14 protein-coding genes and 1 pseudogene are annotated in these 15,875 nt (G+C 45.7%); 11 read left to right on the top strand and 4 right to left on the bottom strand.

Annotated features, from left to right (window positions below):
• The first annotated feature begins 69 nt into the window (after positions 1-69).
• The 6 genes from rmgP to AC0OMA_RS15085 all read left to right on the top strand — a co-directional run bounded on the left by rmgP (position 70) and on the right by AC0OMA_RS15085 (position 4,902).
• Positions 70-1,035 carry a polygalacturonan/rhamnogalacturonan ABC transporter permease gene (rmgP, locus tag AC0OMA_RS15110; RefSeq protein WP_015251423.1) on the top strand — a complete coding sequence of 322 codons (966 nt, stop codon included), beginning with the start codon at positions 70-72 and terminating at the stop codon, positions 1,033-1,035.
• 7 nt (positions 1,036-1,042) lie between these two features.
• Positions 1,043-2,164 carry an unsaturated rhamnogalacturonyl hydrolase gene (gene rmgQ, locus AC0OMA_RS15105; RefSeq protein ID WP_474222441.1) on the top strand — a complete coding sequence of 374 codons (1,122 nt, stop codon included), beginning with the start codon at positions 1,043-1,045 and terminating at the stop codon, positions 2,162-2,164.
• A complete protein-coding gene (rmgS, locus tag AC0OMA_RS15100; protein ID WP_327845032.1) occupies positions 2,161-2,664 on the top strand; it encodes a rhamnogalaturonan transport/degradation protein RmgS in 504 nt (167 codons plus the stop codon). The genes rmgQ and rmgS overlap by 4 nt, the downstream gene beginning before the upstream one ends.
• An 11-nt stretch (positions 2,665-2,675) precedes the next feature.
• Positions 2,676-3,962, top strand: a complete 1,287-nt coding sequence (locus AC0OMA_RS15095) for a Gfo/Idh/MocA family protein (RefSeq protein ID WP_021480330.1) — start codon at positions 2,676-2,678, stop codon at positions 3,960-3,962.
• Positions 3,963-3,983: 21 nt separating this feature from the next.
• A complete protein-coding gene (locus AC0OMA_RS15090) occupies positions 3,984-4,652 on the top strand; it encodes a YesL family protein (RefSeq protein WP_474222221.1) in 669 nt (222 codons plus the stop codon).
• 67 nt (positions 4,653-4,719) lie between these two features.
• Positions 4,720-4,902, top strand: coding sequence for a sporulation protein Cse60 (locus tag AC0OMA_RS15085; protein ID WP_003223398.1), 183 nt, complete (start codon positions 4,720-4,722; stop codon positions 4,900-4,902).
• Between the two features lie 36 nt (positions 4,903-4,938).
• On the opposite strand, the gene opuD is transcribed toward AC0OMA_RS15085, so the two are convergent.
• Entirely contained in the window at positions 4,939-6,477 is a 1,539-nt protein-coding gene (gene opuD / locus AC0OMA_RS15080; protein ID WP_015384403.1) for a glycine betaine transporter OpuD, read from the bottom strand.
• A 188-nt stretch (positions 6,478-6,665) separates the two neighbouring features.
• Positions 6,666-7,928 carry a BaiN/RdsA family NAD(P)/FAD-dependent oxidoreductase gene (locus AC0OMA_RS15075; protein ID WP_015483573.1) on the bottom strand — a complete coding sequence of 421 codons (1,263 nt, stop codon included), beginning with the start codon at positions 7,926-7,928 and terminating at the stop codon, positions 6,666-6,668.
• Positions 7,929-8,130: 202 nt separating this feature from the next.
• On the opposite strand from AC0OMA_RS15075, the gene murJ reads away from it, so the two are divergent.
• Both murJ and AC0OMA_RS15065 read left to right on the top strand, forming a co-directional pair.
• A complete protein-coding gene (murJ, locus tag AC0OMA_RS15070) occupies positions 8,131-9,765 on the top strand; it encodes a lipid II flippase MurJ (protein ID WP_014480588.1) in 1,635 nt (544 codons plus the stop codon).
• Positions 9,766-9,833: 68 nt separating this feature from the next.
• Positions 9,834-10,552, top strand: a pseudogene (locus AC0OMA_RS15065) (pseudouridine synthase).
• Positions 10,553-10,673: 121 nt separating this feature from the next.
• Here AC0OMA_RS15065 and AC0OMA_RS15060 read toward each other — a convergent pair.
• Positions 10,674-10,895, bottom strand: coding sequence for a DeoR family transcriptional regulator (locus AC0OMA_RS15060; protein WP_003152337.1), 222 nt, complete (start codon positions 10,893-10,895; stop codon positions 10,674-10,676).
• Positions 10,896-11,184: 289 nt separating this feature from the next.
• Here AC0OMA_RS15060 and AC0OMA_RS15055 point away from each other — a divergent pair, with 289 nt between their 5' ends.
• The gene (locus AC0OMA_RS15055) at positions 11,185-11,895 is read left to right on the top strand and encodes an ABC transporter ATP-binding protein (protein ID WP_474222220.1); all 711 of its coding nucleotides are present in this window, start codon (positions 11,185-11,187) and stop codon (positions 11,893-11,895) included.
• Complete coding sequence (locus AC0OMA_RS15050; protein ID WP_474222219.1) at positions 11,892-13,049, top strand: ABC transporter permease; 1,158 nt, start codon at positions 11,892-11,894, stop codon at positions 13,047-13,049. The genes AC0OMA_RS15055 and AC0OMA_RS15050 overlap by 4 nt, the downstream gene beginning before the upstream one ends.
• Before the next feature lie 39 nt (positions 13,050-13,088).
• On the opposite strand, the gene pbuO is transcribed toward AC0OMA_RS15050, so the two are convergent.
• Positions 13,089-14,387, bottom strand: coding sequence for a hypoxanthine/guanine permease PbuO (gene pbuO, locus AC0OMA_RS15045; RefSeq protein ID WP_003229234.1), 1,299 nt, complete (start codon positions 14,385-14,387; stop codon positions 13,089-13,091).
• A 96-nt stretch (positions 14,388-14,483) separates the two neighbouring features.
• On the opposite strand from pbuO, the gene pepV reads away from it, so the two are divergent.
• Positions 14,484-15,875 (top strand): dipeptidase PepV, encoded by a 1,392-nt coding sequence (gene pepV / locus AC0OMA_RS15040; protein WP_021480325.1) that lies wholly within the window; start codon positions 14,484-14,486, stop codon positions 15,873-15,875.

Raw genomic sequence — 15,875 nt, 5'->3', positions numbered from 1 at the left:
ATTGTAGACGGACTTTTGCCTGCTGGGCTACAGTGAATGCAAGAACCCGTGAAAGGAGGCTAGGAAAAAATGAAAACAGCAGAAGCGCAAGCGCCGGCTGTTGATACAGTCATTTTTAAAAAAGAAAAAAGAAAGCGCTTACTAAGTAAGCTGATTCAGCAAAAATATTTGTACTTGATGATTTTGCCGGGGTGTATTTATTTTTTGCTTTTTAAGTATGTCCCGATGTGGGGAATTGTGATTGCGTTTCAGGATTATCAGCCGTTCCTCGGCATTTTGGGCAGTGAGTGGGTGGGGCTGAAGCATTTTATCAGGCTGTTTACTGAGCCTACATTTTTTCTCTTGTTAAAAAACACGCTCGTGTTATTTGCGTTGAACCTGGCCATATTTTTCCCGGTGCCGATACTGCTGGCACTTCTATTGAACGAAGTGCGGATTGCTCTCTTTAAAAAATTTGTTCAGACGCTGATTTATATCCCGCATTTTATGTCTTGGGTCATTGTTGTATCGCTTTCGTTTGTGCTTTTAACGGTAGACGGAGGCTTGATTAATGAACTGATTGTGTTTTTTGGCGGTGAAAAAATCAATTTTCTGCTGAACGAAGAATGGTTCCGGCCCCTGTATATTCTGCAGGTTATCTGGAGGGAAGCGGGATGGTCGACGATCATTTATCTGGCGGCCATTACAGCGGTTGACCCCCAGTTGTATGAAGCGGCGAAAATGGACGGAGCGGGACGGCTGCGGCAAATGTGGCATATTACGCTGCCCGCCATTAAAAGCGTTATCGTCGTTTTGCTGATTTTGAAAATCGGAGACACGCTGGAGCTTGGCTTCGAGCATGTGTATTTGCTGTTAAATGCGACTAACAGGGAAGTGGCGGAAATTTTTGATACGTATGTTTATACTGCAGGGCTGAAACAGGGCCAATTCAGCTACAGTACAGCAGTCGGCGTATTTAAAGCGGCGGTCGGGCTGATTTTGGTCATGCTTGCGAATCGTTTGGCGAAGAAATTTGGCGAGGAAGGTATTTATTAAGAAAGGGATGGGATCAATGGATCAATCAATCGCTGTAAAATCGCCTCTTACGTACGCGGAGGCATTGGCAAAAACCATTATGAACACGTACACAGTCGAGGAGCTGCCTCCTGCAAACCGCTGGCACTACCATCAGGGTGTTTTCTTATGCGGTGTATTGCGGCTGTGGGAAGCAACCGGGGAAAAGCGGTATTTTGAGTATGCGAAGGCTTATGCAGATCTCTTAATCGATGATTATGGCAATCTATTATTTAGAAGAGATGAACTGGACGCCATTCAAGCGGGTCTCATTCTTTTTCCATTATACGAGCAGACGAAGGATGAGCGGTATGTCAAAGCGGCAAAAAGGCTGCGCGGCTTATATGAAACACTGAACCGGACGTCTGAGGGCGGTTTTTGGCACAAAGACGGTTATCCTTACCAAATGTGGCTTGACGGCTTATACATGGGGGGGCCGTTCGCACTGAAATATGCCAATCTGAAGCAGGAGCCGGAGCTGTTTGATCAGGTTGTGCTGCAGGAGTCATTAATGAGAAAGCATACGAAGGATGCAAAAACCGGACTCTTTTATCACGCCTGGGATGAAGCGAAAAAAATGCCTTGGGCCAATGAAGAGACAGGCTGTTCACCGGAATTTTGGGCACGTTCCATCGGCTGGTACGTCATTTCTCTTGCTGACATGATTGAAGAGCTGCCGAAGAAGCATCCAAACCGTCACGTGTGGAAAAACACGCTGCAGGACATGATTAAAAGCATCTGCCGCTATCAAGACAAGGAGACGGGGTTATGGTATCAGATCGTTGATAAGGGAGACAGGTCTGATAACTGGCTGGAAAGCTCAGGATCCTGTCTGTACATGTACGCAATCGCAAAAGGAATCAATACAGGCTATCTAGACAGAGCTTACGAAACAACACTACTAAAAGCGTATCAAGGCTTGATTCAGCATAAAACCGAAACATCAGAAGACGGCGCGTTTCTCGTCAATGACATATGTGTCGGAACGTCAGCCGGTTTCTATGACTATTATGTCAGCCGCGAAAGAAGCACAAACGATCTGCACGGAGCCGGCGCGTTTATTTTGGCTATGACAGAGCTGGAGCCTCTTTTTAGGTCAGCGGGGAAATGACAAAAAGGATACGGACGGCTTTGTGTGTGATCGTCTCAGTGCTCTTTTTGGCATCATGCTCAAGCAGGCCGGACGGAATGCATGTCATTCTCTTTTCTGATATGCAGGCTGGCGTACAGGAAAAAATAAAAAAGGCCGCCGAGCAGAATGCCGGGAAGGTCGATATCTTTCCAGCTTTTCAGGAAAAACTGCTGACTGAAATTACCGCCCATGAAGGAGATGTTTTCATCGTGCCTGAAGACATGTTTCAAGCTTACGATGATCCGGAAAATTTTCAGCCGTTAAACGGATTGCCTCCTGAAAAAACATCTCCTTATACAACTGTTAATAAAAAATCAGGAGAAAAAACGATCTATGCCGTTCAGATCGAAAAAGGGAAAAAGCAGCTGAACGGCTATTCTTTTCGATTGAATCGCGATATGGCGGCGTTTATCCCTGTGTATGCTGAAAAAACAGAGGAAGCGCTGCAGCTGATTTCTCAACTAACTGAAGCCCGATAGAGGTGAGGATATTGAAGAACATCGTCTTTTGCGGATTGAGCAGCAGAGCATTCAGTATGTTTATCAAACCGCTGTTGGAGCGGTTTTCAACTCATTATGAGATTACGGGATTGCTGGATGCCGATCCGAAACGTTTTGCCGTTTGCAAGAAGAAATTTCCCGAGCTGGCCCACGTGCCCGAGTTTAGCGAAGATGCTTTTGACGAGATGATGCGCGTGTCAAAGCCTGATATCGTCATTGTGGCAGGCAGGGACGATACGCATGTCACATATATTGTAAAAAGCCTTCAGTGGGATACAGATGTAATTACTGAAAAACCAATGGTGACAACAGTGCAGGATGCGAATCGGGTGCTTGAAGCGGAGGCCAAAAGCGAAGGAAAAGTCACCGTCGCGTTTAACTATCGCTACAGCCCGTTTCATCGGAAAATAAAAGAAATGATTCTGGACGGAAAAATAGGCAGGGTCACCTCCGTTGATTTAAATTGGTATATTGATACGTATCATGGCGCCAGCTATTTTAAACGCTGGAACAGGTCTAGACAGTTTTCCGGGGGCCTTTCTGTCCATAAATCAACACATCACTTTGATCTCGTCAATTGGTGGCTCGGGCAAAATCCGGAAGAGGTATTTGCTTATGGCGCCTTGAATTACTATGGGCCGGACAGTGAGTGGAACCCCTTGCCGGAAGAAGACGGGCGTTTTTGCGGGACGTGCCGTGTTAAAGAAAAATGCCACTACTATTCAAGGTGGCATCCCCGTTCCTCTAAAGCTTCTATAAAAGATGATCATCTCGAAGCAGGAGACCAGTCCAGCTTATATACTGCATACAGACCTGACGCGTGTATTTTTGACGAGGAAATTGACATCGAGGATACGTACGTGGCGGCAGTCAAATATGATGGCGGCGCACTGTTAAGCTACTCGATTGTTTTTTCGGCCCCGTATGAAGGCTACCGGCTGACGATCAACGGCACAAAAGGGCGTATTGAATCAAATGAATTTCACGAACCTTCCAGAATTCCGTTTGCTTTTCCTGAGCAGACAATCGAATACTATCCGCTTTTTGAATCAAAGCAGACGATACAAGTAGTCAAAAATGAAGGGGGGCATGGCGGAGGTGATCCGCTTTTGCTTGAGGATCTTTTTTTAGGAAAAGACCCGCTGCGCCGCTATGATATTTTAGCCGGGGCTGAAGCTGGAGCCTACTCCATCGCGGTTGGTGAGGGAATGTGGCGCTCGGTTGCCGAAAAGAAGCCGATCGGCATGAAAGAGCTTTTTCAGATGCAGAATGTATAATGCAAAAAAGGAGGGGGCGCCATGGAACATGATGGTTCACTGGGGCGGATGCTGCGCTTTTGCGAATGGATCATGAGATTTGCGTATACAAACTTGCTGTGGCTGTTTTTTACGTTGCTCGGTCTCGGTGTGTTTGGCATCATGCCCGCGACCGCGGCTTTATTCGCTATCATGCGGAAGTGGATCCAGGGGCAGGACAACGTTCCGGTGCTCAAAACGTTTTGGCAGGAATACAAGGGTGAATTTTTTCGTTCAAATCTGCTCGGCGCTGTACTGGCGCTCATCGGAGTGATCATTTATATTGATTTGGCCTTCATTTATCCAAGTCATTTCCTTCTGCACATCCTGCGCTTCGCCATTATGATATTTGGCTTTTTGTTCGTATCCATGCTTTTTTATGTGTTTCCGCTGCTTGTCCATTTTGACTGGAAAAAACGTCTGTATGTGAAATTTTCGCTCTTGCTCAGTGTGGCGTATTTGCAATATACGCTTGCTATGCTTGCGCTGACTGTTGCTCTCTTTTTCTTGCTTGCGTACCTGCCCGGCATTGTCCCTTTTTTCAGCGTCAGCCTGATCAGCTACTGTCATATGCGAATTGTTTATGCCGTGCTGCTGAAAGTGGAGCAGCACGGCGGCGAGCCACAGAGGGAATCCCATATACGGAAAGCTTTTTATCCGGAAACGAGATAATCATCATTTCTCTATCATAACGCTGTTCCAAACGGAATAGATTGATAGAGAAAGGAGAGCGGATAAAATGCTGAAGGTAGCGGTATTTGATGAAGAGCATGAAAAAGACTTACAGACGGAAATCAATTCATTTTTAAAAGGGATATCGGAGGAGCAGCTGATTGATATCAAATATACGGTTTCGGCAGCGTGCGACCCAGACGGCGAGCAGCTTTACTGTTTTTCCGCCCTTATCTTATATCGCAAATAAAAAGATCTTTCCGCAGGCGCGGAAAGATCTTTTTTGTTAATATGCTTTTTTCACTCTTGGACTTCTCGGTTTATCGAGTTTCTCCGCTTTTTTGATCTCTCTTCTTTCTTTTGAGAGCGATTGATAGAGAGAGGCAATCATCAGCAGGATAACGATAGAAAACGGCAGCGCTGCCAGAATCGCTGTGTTCTGCAAAGCGGCAAGCCCTCCGGAATATAGGAGCACAGCCGCCATGGCGGACTGAATGATACCCCAGCTGAGTTTCACAGAATTCGCCGGATTTAAAGAACCGTACGACGTCTGCATGCCCAGCACGAATGTAGCTGAATCTGCAGACGTGATAAAGAATACTGCGATCAGAATCAATGCAAGGATCGATGTTACCATTGTCAGCGGATAGTGATCAAGTGTTCCGAACAGCATCGTTTCAGTGGACAGCTTGGCTACATTGAACGTGCCTTTTTGCTGGAGATCCATGGCTGATACGCCGAAAATGGAGAACCATAGAAATGTCAAAATACAAGGTGTCACCAAGACACCGATTAAAAATTCGCGGATCGTCCGGCCTCTGGATACACGGGCGATGAAAATGCCGACAAATGGAGACCAGGAAATCCACCATGCCCAATAGAAAATCGTCCAGCTGTTAATCCATTCGCGTTTTTCAGGATCGTTCGGTGTCAGTCTGAAGCTCATTTGAACGATATTTTGAATGTATTGTCCGATAGAATCTGTAAATGAGTTCATGATCAGCACTGTAGGCCCGACAACGAGCATAAACAACATTAACAATCCGGCCAATACCATGTTTGTGTTGCTTAAATACTTAATTCCTTTTCCGAGTCCGCTCCACGCAGAAAGTAAAAAGAGCACTGTCACAATAATGATTAAAACCAATTGGACGATAAACGCATTCGGAATGCCGAACAGGTAATTCAAACCGCCGTTAATTTGGGTTGCGCCAAGACCAAGACTTGTTGACACCCCGACAACAGTGGCGAAAACTGCAATACAGTCAATGGCCTTTCCGATCGGTCCGTTTACTTTATCGCCGAGAATCGGTGACAGTGTGCTGCTGATTAACCCGGGCGCGCCTTTGCGGAATTGGAAATAGGCAATGCATAATGCCACAATGGCATAAATGGCCCAAGCGTGCAAACCCCAGTGGAAAAACGTATAGCGGAGTGCATCTCTGAAGGCTTGGGGGGTTTCTGTTTCACCTGATGGAGAGCTAATTGCGTAATGGCTGATCGGTTCAGCCGCACCGTAGAATACTAAGCCGATTCCCATGCCTGCGCTGAACAGCATGGCAAACCATGATAGTAACCCGAATTCCGGTTTTTCATCAGGCTTTCCGAGTTTGATTTTTCCGATCGGGCTGAAAATCAAAAAGAGACAAAACCCGACAAACAAAGAGACAACTAAAAGATAATACCAACCAAATGAATCGGTAATAAATGCTTGTGCCGATTGAGACACATTTTGCAGGCTGTCAGGAGAAATAACACCCCATAATACAGCTGCAGCTGTGATTGCAATCACAATCCAAAATACACTAGATATATGTTTCAACATTTCTCACCCTCTAATTTTTTGTGTACGCCTATATCTTGCTCGCAGGCTTAGTATGGTCGTACGATGGCAGCTCATTCCTCTCTTAAAATTACCCCGCAATCAGGTGAAACAAAACAAGTCTCACCCTAACATGAATGCGGGGAATGTTCAAATGTGAGTTTGGCGGCAAGAGATTTAAAGAGTAATGATTAAGAACGGGCGTATTGCCCGGCATTTAGCCCTGCAAGCCTGCCTGTGACAAGGGCGGAGGTAATATTGTATCCGCCTGTGTAGCCGTGGATATCCAGAATTTCACCGCAAAAATAAAGCCCCTCCATTTTTTTAGAAGCCATCTTTTTCGGGTCAATTTCTTTTACAGATACCCCGCCTCCCGTGACAAATGCCTTATCAAGCGACAGTGTGCCATTTGCGAGGACAGTAAACTGCTTGCAGTCCCTTACAAATTGTCTGAAAGGATCCTTCGGCAGCTCAGAAAACGATACGTTCGGAGAGATGCCGTTTTTTTCGAGCAGGAATAGGAGATAGCGCTCCTGCATCCAAGGCTTCAGCACGTTTTTAATGGTTTTTTTCGGTGCTTCCTTCAGTTCTTTATACATCTTTTGGAAAAGCGTTTCTTCATTGATATCCGGATACAAGTCGATCCTGATCGGCACTTGAGGCTGTTTTTTCAGCTCTTTTACGACAAATTGGCTGCATCTGAGAATGGCAGGTCCTGAGAGGCCGAAATGGGTAAACAGCATGTCCATTTTATGTGTGATAATCGGTTTGCCTTTTTTATTTAACACACTGACGGCTACATCTCTTAGTGATAAGCCCTGAAGTGTTTTTTGCTTAATGAACGGTTCGGCAGAAGTGACGGGAACCTCTGTCGGAAACAGCTCTGTTATGGTATGGCCCGCGGCTTCAGCCCATTCATAGCCGTCTCCCGTGCTTCCGGTATGAGGCACGCTTTTACCGCCTACAGCGATAATGACTGCCTGGCTATGGATCATTTCGCCATTATTCGTCACAATCCCTGCTGCCTGTCCATCTTCATATAAAACAGATTTAATTTTCTCGTTCGTTCTGATTGTTACGCGGAGCTGCTTCAGCCTGTTTAACAGCGCGTCAACGACACTTTGGGCTTTGTCGGTAACAGGAAACATCCGGCCGTGATCCTCTTCCTTCAATTGAATGCCGAGGTTTTCAAAAAACTTGATAATGTCTTCATTATTAAATTCAGAAAACGCGCTGTATAAAAAACGCCCGTTGCCGGGGATGTGCTTGATAATTTCTTCCACAGGAAGGCGGTTCGTCACATTACAGCGGCCGCCCCCGGAAATCGCGAGTTTCCGTCCTAATTTATTTCCTTTATCTATCAGCAACACGCCAGCGCCCTGTTCTCCTGCTGCAATCGCAGCCATCAAGCCTGAAGGGCCTCCGCCGATTACGATTACGTCATATTGTTTCATCTTTATCATCAACTTTCTTTTCATTTCGTGTGCGGACACCCCGTCCGCAGTACTATTATAGCGAAAGAAAGCCGCTCCTTAAACGTCTTTTGCCGCGGACATGAATGTTCACAGGATTGCTTTTGTATTTATTACCGTCTAAATGCCCAGTTGTGGTAAAATAGAAAAGTTGAATCTTCGTAGAAAATGGTGATGAAGAAACATGTCAAGCAAACTGTTAAGAGGCACGTTTGTATTAACGCTCGGTACATATATATCGCGGATTCTGGGGATGGTCTATTTAATTCCCTTCAGCATTATGGTCGGGGCGACAGGCGGTGCATTATTTCAATACGGATACAACCAATACACTTTATTTTTGAATATTGCTACGATGGGCTTTCCGGCCGCTGTTTCTAAATTTGTTTCCAAATATAATTCAAAAGGGGATTATGAGACAAGCAGGAAAATGCTCAAGGCGGGCATGTCGGTTATGCTCGTCACAGGAATGATAGCCTTTTTCATTCTGTATCTATCGGCTCCGATGTTTGCGGAAATATCGCTGGGAGGCAAGGATAATAACGGCCTGACAATTGATCATGTCGTTTATGTCATCCGCATGGTCAGCTTAGCGCTTTTGGTCGTACCGATTATGAGCCTTGTCCGCGGATTCTTTCAAGGGCACCAAATGATGGGTCCGACAGCTGTTTCCCAAGTCGTTGAACAGATTGTCCGCATCATCTTTCTATTGAGTGCGACATTCTTGATTTTGAAGGTTTTCAACGGCGGCCTTGTCATCGCTGTGGGCTATGCAACCTTCGCAGCGCTGATCGGTGCCTTCGGAGGGCTGGTCGTGCTTTATATTTATTGGAACAAACGGAAGGGCAGCCTGCTGGCGATGATGCCGAATACGGGTCCGACAGCAAACCTAAGCTACAAGAAAATGTTTTTCGAGCTGTTCAGCTATGCTGCTCCGTACGTTTTTGTCGGACTAGCCATCCCTTTGTATAACTATATTGATACAAATACGTTTAACAAAGCGATGATTGAAGCCGGTCATCAAGCCATCAGCCAGGACATGCTTGCGATTCTAACCCTGTATGTTCAGAAGCTCGTGATGATCCCGGTTTCCCTAGCAACTGCTTTCGGACTGACATTAATTCCAACGATTACTGAATCGTTTACAAGCGGAAACTATAAGCTATTAAATCAGCAGATTAATCAAACGATGCAGACGATCCTGTTTTTAATTATTCCGGCTGTTGTCGGGATCTCTCTATTGTCAGGACCGACGTATACGTTCTTTTACGGGTCAGAGAGCCTTCACCCTGAACTGGGGGCAAACATTTTGCTATGGTATTCGCCAGTCGCAATTCTGTTCTCTTTGTTTACAGTCAACGCAGCCATTTTGCAGGGCATCAATAAGCAAAAATTTGCGGTTGTCAGCCTTGTGATTGGCGTCGTGATCAAGCTTGTGCTGAATGTTCCGCTGATCAAGCTGATGCAGGCTGACGGAGCGATTTTAGCGACGGCGCTTGGATATATCGCTTCCCTTTTATATGGGTTTATCATGATTAAGCGCCATGCAGGCTATTCGTATAAGATACTAGTTAAACGAACTGTTTTGATGCTGGTCTTATCAGCCATTATGGGTATTGCCGTGAAAATCGTGCAGTGGGTATTAGGCTTCTTTATTTCCTATCAGGATGGCCAGCTGCAAGCTGCGATTGTTGTGGTGATCGCGGCCGCTGTTGGCGGAGCTGTCTACCTGTATTGCGGCTACCGATTAGGATTTTTGCAGAAAATTTTAGGCCGCCGTTTGCCAGGTTTCTTAAGGAAAGGCAGACATGCAGGCTGATGAACTAGATATGATGAAACTGAGGGCTCGCATGCTGCGGGCTTTCTTTTATAAAGGAGAGATTGGGAATGAGACTTGATAAGCTGCTTGCCAACAGCGGGTATGGTTCGAGAAAAGAAGTCAAAGCCGTTGTGAAGGCTGGAGCCGTGATGATCGACGGCAAACCTGCCAAAGATGTAAAGGCGCACGTTGATCCTGATGCGCAGGAGGTGACCTTATACGGGGAACGGGTTGATTATCGAGAGTTCATTTATCTTATGATGAATAAACCGCAGGGCGTGCTGTCGGCGACTGAGGACAGCCGGCAGCAAACAGTGGTCGATCTGCTGACGCCGGAGGAGATGAGATTTGAGCCATTTCCAGCCGGCAGGCTTGATAAAGATACAGAGGGCTTTTTGCTGCTCACAAATGACGGGCAGCTCGCACATCGGCTCCTTTCTCCTAAAAAGCATGTTCCAAAAACGTATGAAGTCCATTTAAAATCACAGATTTCTCGGGAAGACATCTCCGATTTGGAAACGGGTGTCTACATAGAGGGCGGCTATAAAACAAAGCCGGCGAAAGCGGAAATTAAAACAAACGACAGTGGCAATACCGTGATATACCTGACAATAACAGAAGGAAAATATCATCAGGTCAAGCAAATGGCAAAGGCTGTCGGCAATGAAGTGATTTATCTGAAGCGGCTTTCGATGGGACGCGTTTCCCTAGATCCCGCTCTGGAACCGGAGAATACCGTGAGCTGACAGAGGAAGAGCTTCATTTGCTCAATGAGCCGCAAGCATGACAAAAACCCCGCATACCGAATGCGGGGTTTTATTTATAAGCACACAAAAACAAGGCTCAGTAGTTTCTTCGCCCTGTTATCTATCGGGCCGCTCTCAGGCGGCCCTATGTAATTTTTCAATTTATGAGGTAATCTTTACTTTCTTTCTCGTTGTCTCCCACTTGCCACGGCTTGGACTATGAACAAGATCATTATATGCCAACACATTTAAGTCTCTTTGAATCGTTCTAGGTGTAATGCCGAATTCGTCAACCAGTTCCTGTGTTGTCACAAGACCTTTTTCTTGGATAAACATGTAAACTGATTTGATTCGAGTTAGCATACGGTTTGTTGAAGGTTTCAAAAAACCACTCCCTATCATAAGATCGGATGGACTTGACTAACCACAACTCACGACTATCAACTGCGTACGAAATAGCAACAAAGGCAGACATCTGTAATTGTTATAATAATTCGCCCTCATTATACACGATATTGCAGTGATGAATCTAGGGATAACTCCTATTAATTTTTTCCAATTCGCGTTGGGCAGCCATCCTTGTTGGATTACTATGTATTTCGGCTCAATATTATTATGGTTAAAGAAACTTTTTTTATTCTGTTTCGTAGTAAATTTTGGAGGTGGGTGAGTTTTGACAAGTTTGCTTGAAGCTTCAATAGAACAGGCCGGGTATACAAGCCGAAAAAAAGTGCTCACCGATGTTTTTTTGGAAGTCAGAAAAGGGGAACTAGTTGGACTGATCGGAGCTAACGGCGCCGGAAAAAGCACCGCAATCAAGGCGATACTCGGCCTTTCAGAAGATTTTAAAGGGCATATTGCCTGGAACGACTGTTCATTTGCATATATTCCGGAGCATCCGTCCTTCTACGAAGAACTGACGCTGTGGGAGCATTTGGATCTGATCAGCACACTCCACGGCATCGAAGAGAGGGAATTTGCGCATCGGGCCGAAAGCCTGCTGCAGACGTTTTCGCTTGATCATGTCAAACATGAGCTGCCTGTCACCTTTTCGAAGGGCATGCAGCAAAAACTAATGCTTATCCAGGCCTTTCTCTCTAAGCCGGATATGTATGTGATTGATGAACCGTTTATCGGCCTTGATCCGATATCGACGAAACGCTTTGTGGACATGCTTAAGGCTGAAAAAGAACGTGGAGCCGGAATTCTGATGTGCACGCATGTACTCGATACCGCGGAAAAAATCTGTGACCGGTTTTATATGATTGAGAAAGGTTCATTATTTCTCCAAGGCACGTTAAAAGATATTCAGGACAAGACCGGATTAGAGGGGCAGTCATTGCTTGACTGTTTTTATAAGGCAGTTCAAGGTGATCGGCCATGAACGGGCGTACGCTCTTTTTTCGAAGGCTGTTTGACTATTACAAGTATCAGTTTAAAGTGTTGCATGCGGTCATTGACTGGACAGTCGCTCTCTATATCGTTTTGCCGGCGATTGCTTTTGTCATCTATCAGTCTATTGATTTGATGAATGGAAGAGGCCTTCTTTATGAGTGGTCTGAAGTGGCGGAGTGGAGATGGCTGTACGCTGTGTGTGGGCTGATCATGTTTACAGGATCGATTCGTACATTTTTAATGGAAGCGGACAAAGTGTTTTTGCTGCAAAAGAAAGAAATCATCTATCAGCTCAAACGGTACGCGCTTTTGTATTCTTTTCTGGTCACGATGGCTAAATGGCTGCTTCTCTTTTTTATTGTCCTTCCCCTTATCAGTCATTTTGTTCACATCACATTCGCAGAAAGCGCTGCTCTATTGTGTTATTTGTTTGGCCTTCATATAGTCTTTTTATCCTTAAAGCAAGACAGGATCAGAAAGCCGCGCTCTATTTCGAGATGGATTGGCGATATCCTTGTCAGAGCTATTCTTTTTGCTGGTTCTGCGATCCTGATTGTTTTTACTGAGCGGCACTTGCTTGCGCTTTTTGGCATTTTATTTTTGCTTTTCTCAGTTATCCGCAGTTTGAAAAAGACAGCTTCGTTCACGGCTTTTGAAGCTGAGGTGACTGAAGAGAAAAAAAGCAGGCTTGCCCTTGCAGGACTTGTGATGATGATGAGTCAGGAGGCGGGAATGCCAAAAGTAAAAGACAGGATGAGAAGAAAACCGTTATTATACCGTAATTCAAAAAGGATATTTAAAAGACGAACGATCTGCACAGGCTATAAGGAATTGTTTTTTAAAGTCATGCTGAGGAATGGCGAGTATGCGAGGCAGATGTACATGCTATTGTCAGCTTTCACCGTTCTCATATTTGTTTCCCCAATTTGGCTGAAGGTGATTGCGCTGCTGGTATATACAGGGGTTTGCCGTTATATCCTGACGCTTATTTTTGACAAGGTCATGGATGCCCCTTTTTTAATTGGCACCGATAAGGAAAGTGATGATTATTATCGGGCCAGAAAAAGCTGTATCAACATCCTGCACTATGCGTTTGCCGCCTGTTGTTTTTTAGCGGCCGCTGTCTCTTTATTGTTTACATAAAAAACCCAAACGGCTGCCGTCTGGGTTTTTTGGTCTATGTTATAAAATAAACAGCTGGATGAAAAACAGAATGGCGAAAACGATGACGAGCGGATGAATCTCTCTCCATTTTCCCCGCGCCGCTTTTACTATTGGGTACGAAATAAAGCCAAGCGCGATTCCTGTAGAAATGCTAGAGGTCAAAGGCATGGCCAGAATGACGAGAAACGCAGGAAATGCCTCGTCCATCTCTTTCCAGTTCATATTGGAAACTGAGCCCATCATCAGGCTACCGACGATAATCAAAGCAGGCGAGGTGATGGCGGCTATACCTGACAAGGCGCTGACAAGCGGACTGAAAAACATTGAAGCCGCAAACATCACCGCGACAGTCAAAGCCGTAAGCCCCGTTCTTCCCCCGGCTGCGACACCCGCCGAAGATTCGATAAATGCAGTCGTCGGACTTGTGCCGAAAACAGCTCCTACTGTCGTCGCGGTTGAATCAGCAAGCAGCGCTTTTCGCACGTTCGGCAGCTTGTTGTTCTTCATCAGCCCGGCTTGCTCGGCAACTCCGATCATCGTGCCTGTCGTATCAAAAATTGTGACTAATAGAAAAGAAAAGACGACAGCGTACAGGCCGTGATGAATGACATCGCCAAAAGCGGTAAATGGATTTGAGATCATCAATCCTTCCGGCAAATGAGGAAGTGACATAAATCCCTTTGAAAAATGGAGCTGACCGGTGAAAAAGGCGATCAAAGCGGTAGCTGCCATTCCGATAAATAAAGCGCCGCTAACATTCAGCACCATCAGGACCACGCTGATCAAAAGGCCAACCAGCGTTAAGATAACACCAGGTGAATGCAGATTGCCGAGAGTGACCAGGTTTGACTCATCAGCTGCCACAATGCCCGCTTGACGCAAACCGATAAAAGCAATAAACAGCCCGATCCCTGTTGTGATCCCGTATTTTAAATTGTTTGGAATCGCTTCTATAAGTTGTTTTCTTAAAGGCGTTAACGATAGAATAATGAAGAGAACCCCTGCTGTAAATACTGCGCTGAAAGCTGTTGCGTACGTGATGCCGCCATCGCTTGCGCTTACGACATGAAAGGCTAAATAAGCGTTCAAGCCCATGCCGGGCGCAATAGCAATCGGATAATTTGCTGCCAGGGCCATCCACAGCGTTCCGACAATGGAGGCAATAATCGTTGCGGTGAACACCTGGTCGAAAGGAACCCCGGCGTTAGCCAGAATGACCGGATTGACCACGACGATATAGACCATTGTGAAAAAGGTCGTCAGCCCTGCTATGATTTCTTGCTTTATGGATGTTTGCTGCTCTTTTAGATGAAACATAGTATCCTCCAATTACGAACGTTTTAACAAAACACCATTAATATTATTCGTTTTATTTGGTTTTTGCAAGTCATTTCTTGCGGAAAGGGGATCATTATGAACTGGGAAGTTGAAGTGATCAGAAAAAAAGAGGATTTAATTCGTGATACGCAGGAATTTTTGAGAATCAACAGTGTCATGGACGAAACAACCGCCGGACCCGGTAAACCGTTTGGAGAAGGGGTAAATGCCAGCCTGACTTCATTGCTGGAGCTTGGAGAAAAAGAAGGCTTTACAACAAAAAATCTTGACGGCTTCGCAGGTCATATTGAATGGGGGGAGGGTGATGACATTATCGGCGTACTTTGCCATGTTGACGTCGTGCCGCCGGGAGATGGGTGGACGAGTGATCCATTTTCAGCTGAAATCCGCAACGGACGGATTTATGCAAGGGGCGCCATTGATGACAAAGGCCCGACAATGGCGGCATTCTACGCGCTGAAAATCGTGAAAGACATGAATTTGCCCCTGTCCAAGCGAGTCAGAATGATTATCGGAACAGATGAAGAAAGTGATTGGAGATGCGTAGAGCATTATTTCAAGCATGAAGAAATGCCAACAATGGGCTTTGCGCCTGACGCCGATTTTCCTATCATTAATGCGGAAAAAGGGATCATCGATGCTTCTTTACTTATTCCGCACCGCCCAAATCAAGCAGAACCAAAGGCAGTGCTTGTCTCGTTTCAATCAGGCCTTCGTTTGAACATGGTGCCTGATGCTGCGGAAGCTGTCATTGAAGGGCCGAAAAATGAAGAGATTCTGTCTTCATTTAAAGACATGCTCCGCACGACGGACCAAAAAGGGGAAGCTGCAATAGAGAACGGACAGCTCATTTTGCGTATGTACGGTCTTTCCTGCCATGCGATGGAACCGAACAATGGGATCAATGCCGGCATTTTATTGTGCGAATTTCTCCAGCAGACTGAGCTTGACGATGCAGGAAAGCGGTTTGTGCAAGTTGTGACAGATAAGTTCTCAGGTGATACAAGAGGAAAAAAACTGGACATCGACTGTGAGGATGAAATCAGCGGTGAGCTGACATTAAATGTCGGAACACTGCGCTATAAAGAAGGGCAAGGAGGCGAGCTCGGGATCAATATCCGCTATCCTGTGACAGCTGAAAGCAAAGTGATCCGCGATGCATTCGAAAGCGCATCTGAATTTGAGCTGGGAGAATTCAAAGACAGCAAGCCGCATCACGTGTCCGCAGATCATCCGTTAGTCAAAACCCTGCAAAAGGTTTATGAAGGCCAGCTGGGTAAAAAAGCTGACTTAATCTCAATTGGCGGGGGGACTTATGCGAGATCCTTAAAAGCCGGTGTCGCGTTCGGCCCGCTGTTCCCCGGACGCCCTGACAGCGCACACCAAAAGGATGAATATATCGAGATTGATGACCTGCTTAGATCGACAGCGTTATATGCTCAGGCAATTTACGAGCTTGCAAAATAA

It is taken from the genome of Bacillus sp. AMCV2, from assembly GCF_056033925.1.
This window is presented reverse-complemented; position numbering and strand designations above follow the sequence as displayed.

What these genes read in the sequence shown, in the direction of transcription:
- rmgP (WP_015251423.1), top strand. Translation starts at nt 70, where the DNA reads ATGAAAACAGCAGAAGCGCAAGCGCCGGCTGTTGATACAGTCATTTTT.
- rmgQ (WP_474222441.1), top strand. Translation starts at nt 1,043, where the DNA reads ATGGGATCAATGGATCAATCAATCGCTGTAAAATCGCCTCTTACGTAC.
- rmgS (WP_327845032.1), top strand. Translation starts at nt 2,161, where the DNA reads ATGACAAAAAGGATACGGACGGCTTTGTGTGTGATCGTCTCAGTGCTC.
- AC0OMA_RS15090 (WP_474222221.1), top strand. Translation starts at nt 3,984, where the DNA reads ATGGAACATGATGGTTCACTGGGGCGGATGCTGCGCTTTTGCGAATGG.
- AC0OMA_RS15085 (WP_003223398.1), top strand. Translation starts at nt 4,720, where the DNA reads ATGCTGAAGGTAGCGGTATTTGATGAAGAGCATGAAAAAGACTTACAG.
- opuD (WP_015384403.1), bottom strand. Translation starts at nt 6,477, where the DNA reads ATGTTGAAACATATATCTAGTGTATTTTGGATTGTGATTGCAATCACA.
- AC0OMA_RS15075 (WP_015483573.1), bottom strand. Translation starts at nt 7,928, where the DNA reads ATGAAACAATATGACGTAATCGTAATCGGCGGAGGCCCTTCAGGCTTG.
- murJ (WP_014480588.1), top strand. Translation starts at nt 8,131, where the DNA reads ATGTCAAGCAAACTGTTAAGAGGCACGTTTGTATTAACGCTCGGTACA.
- AC0OMA_RS15050 (WP_474222219.1), top strand. Translation starts at nt 11,892, where the DNA reads ATGAACGGGCGTACGCTCTTTTTTCGAAGGCTGTTTGACTATTACAAG.
- pbuO (WP_003229234.1), bottom strand. Translation starts at nt 14,387, where the DNA reads ATGTTTCATCTAAAAGAGCAGCAAACATCCATAAAGCAAGAAATCATA.
- pepV (WP_021480325.1), top strand. Translation starts at nt 14,484, where the DNA reads ATGAACTGGGAAGTTGAAGTGATCAGAAAAAAAGAGGATTTAATTCGT.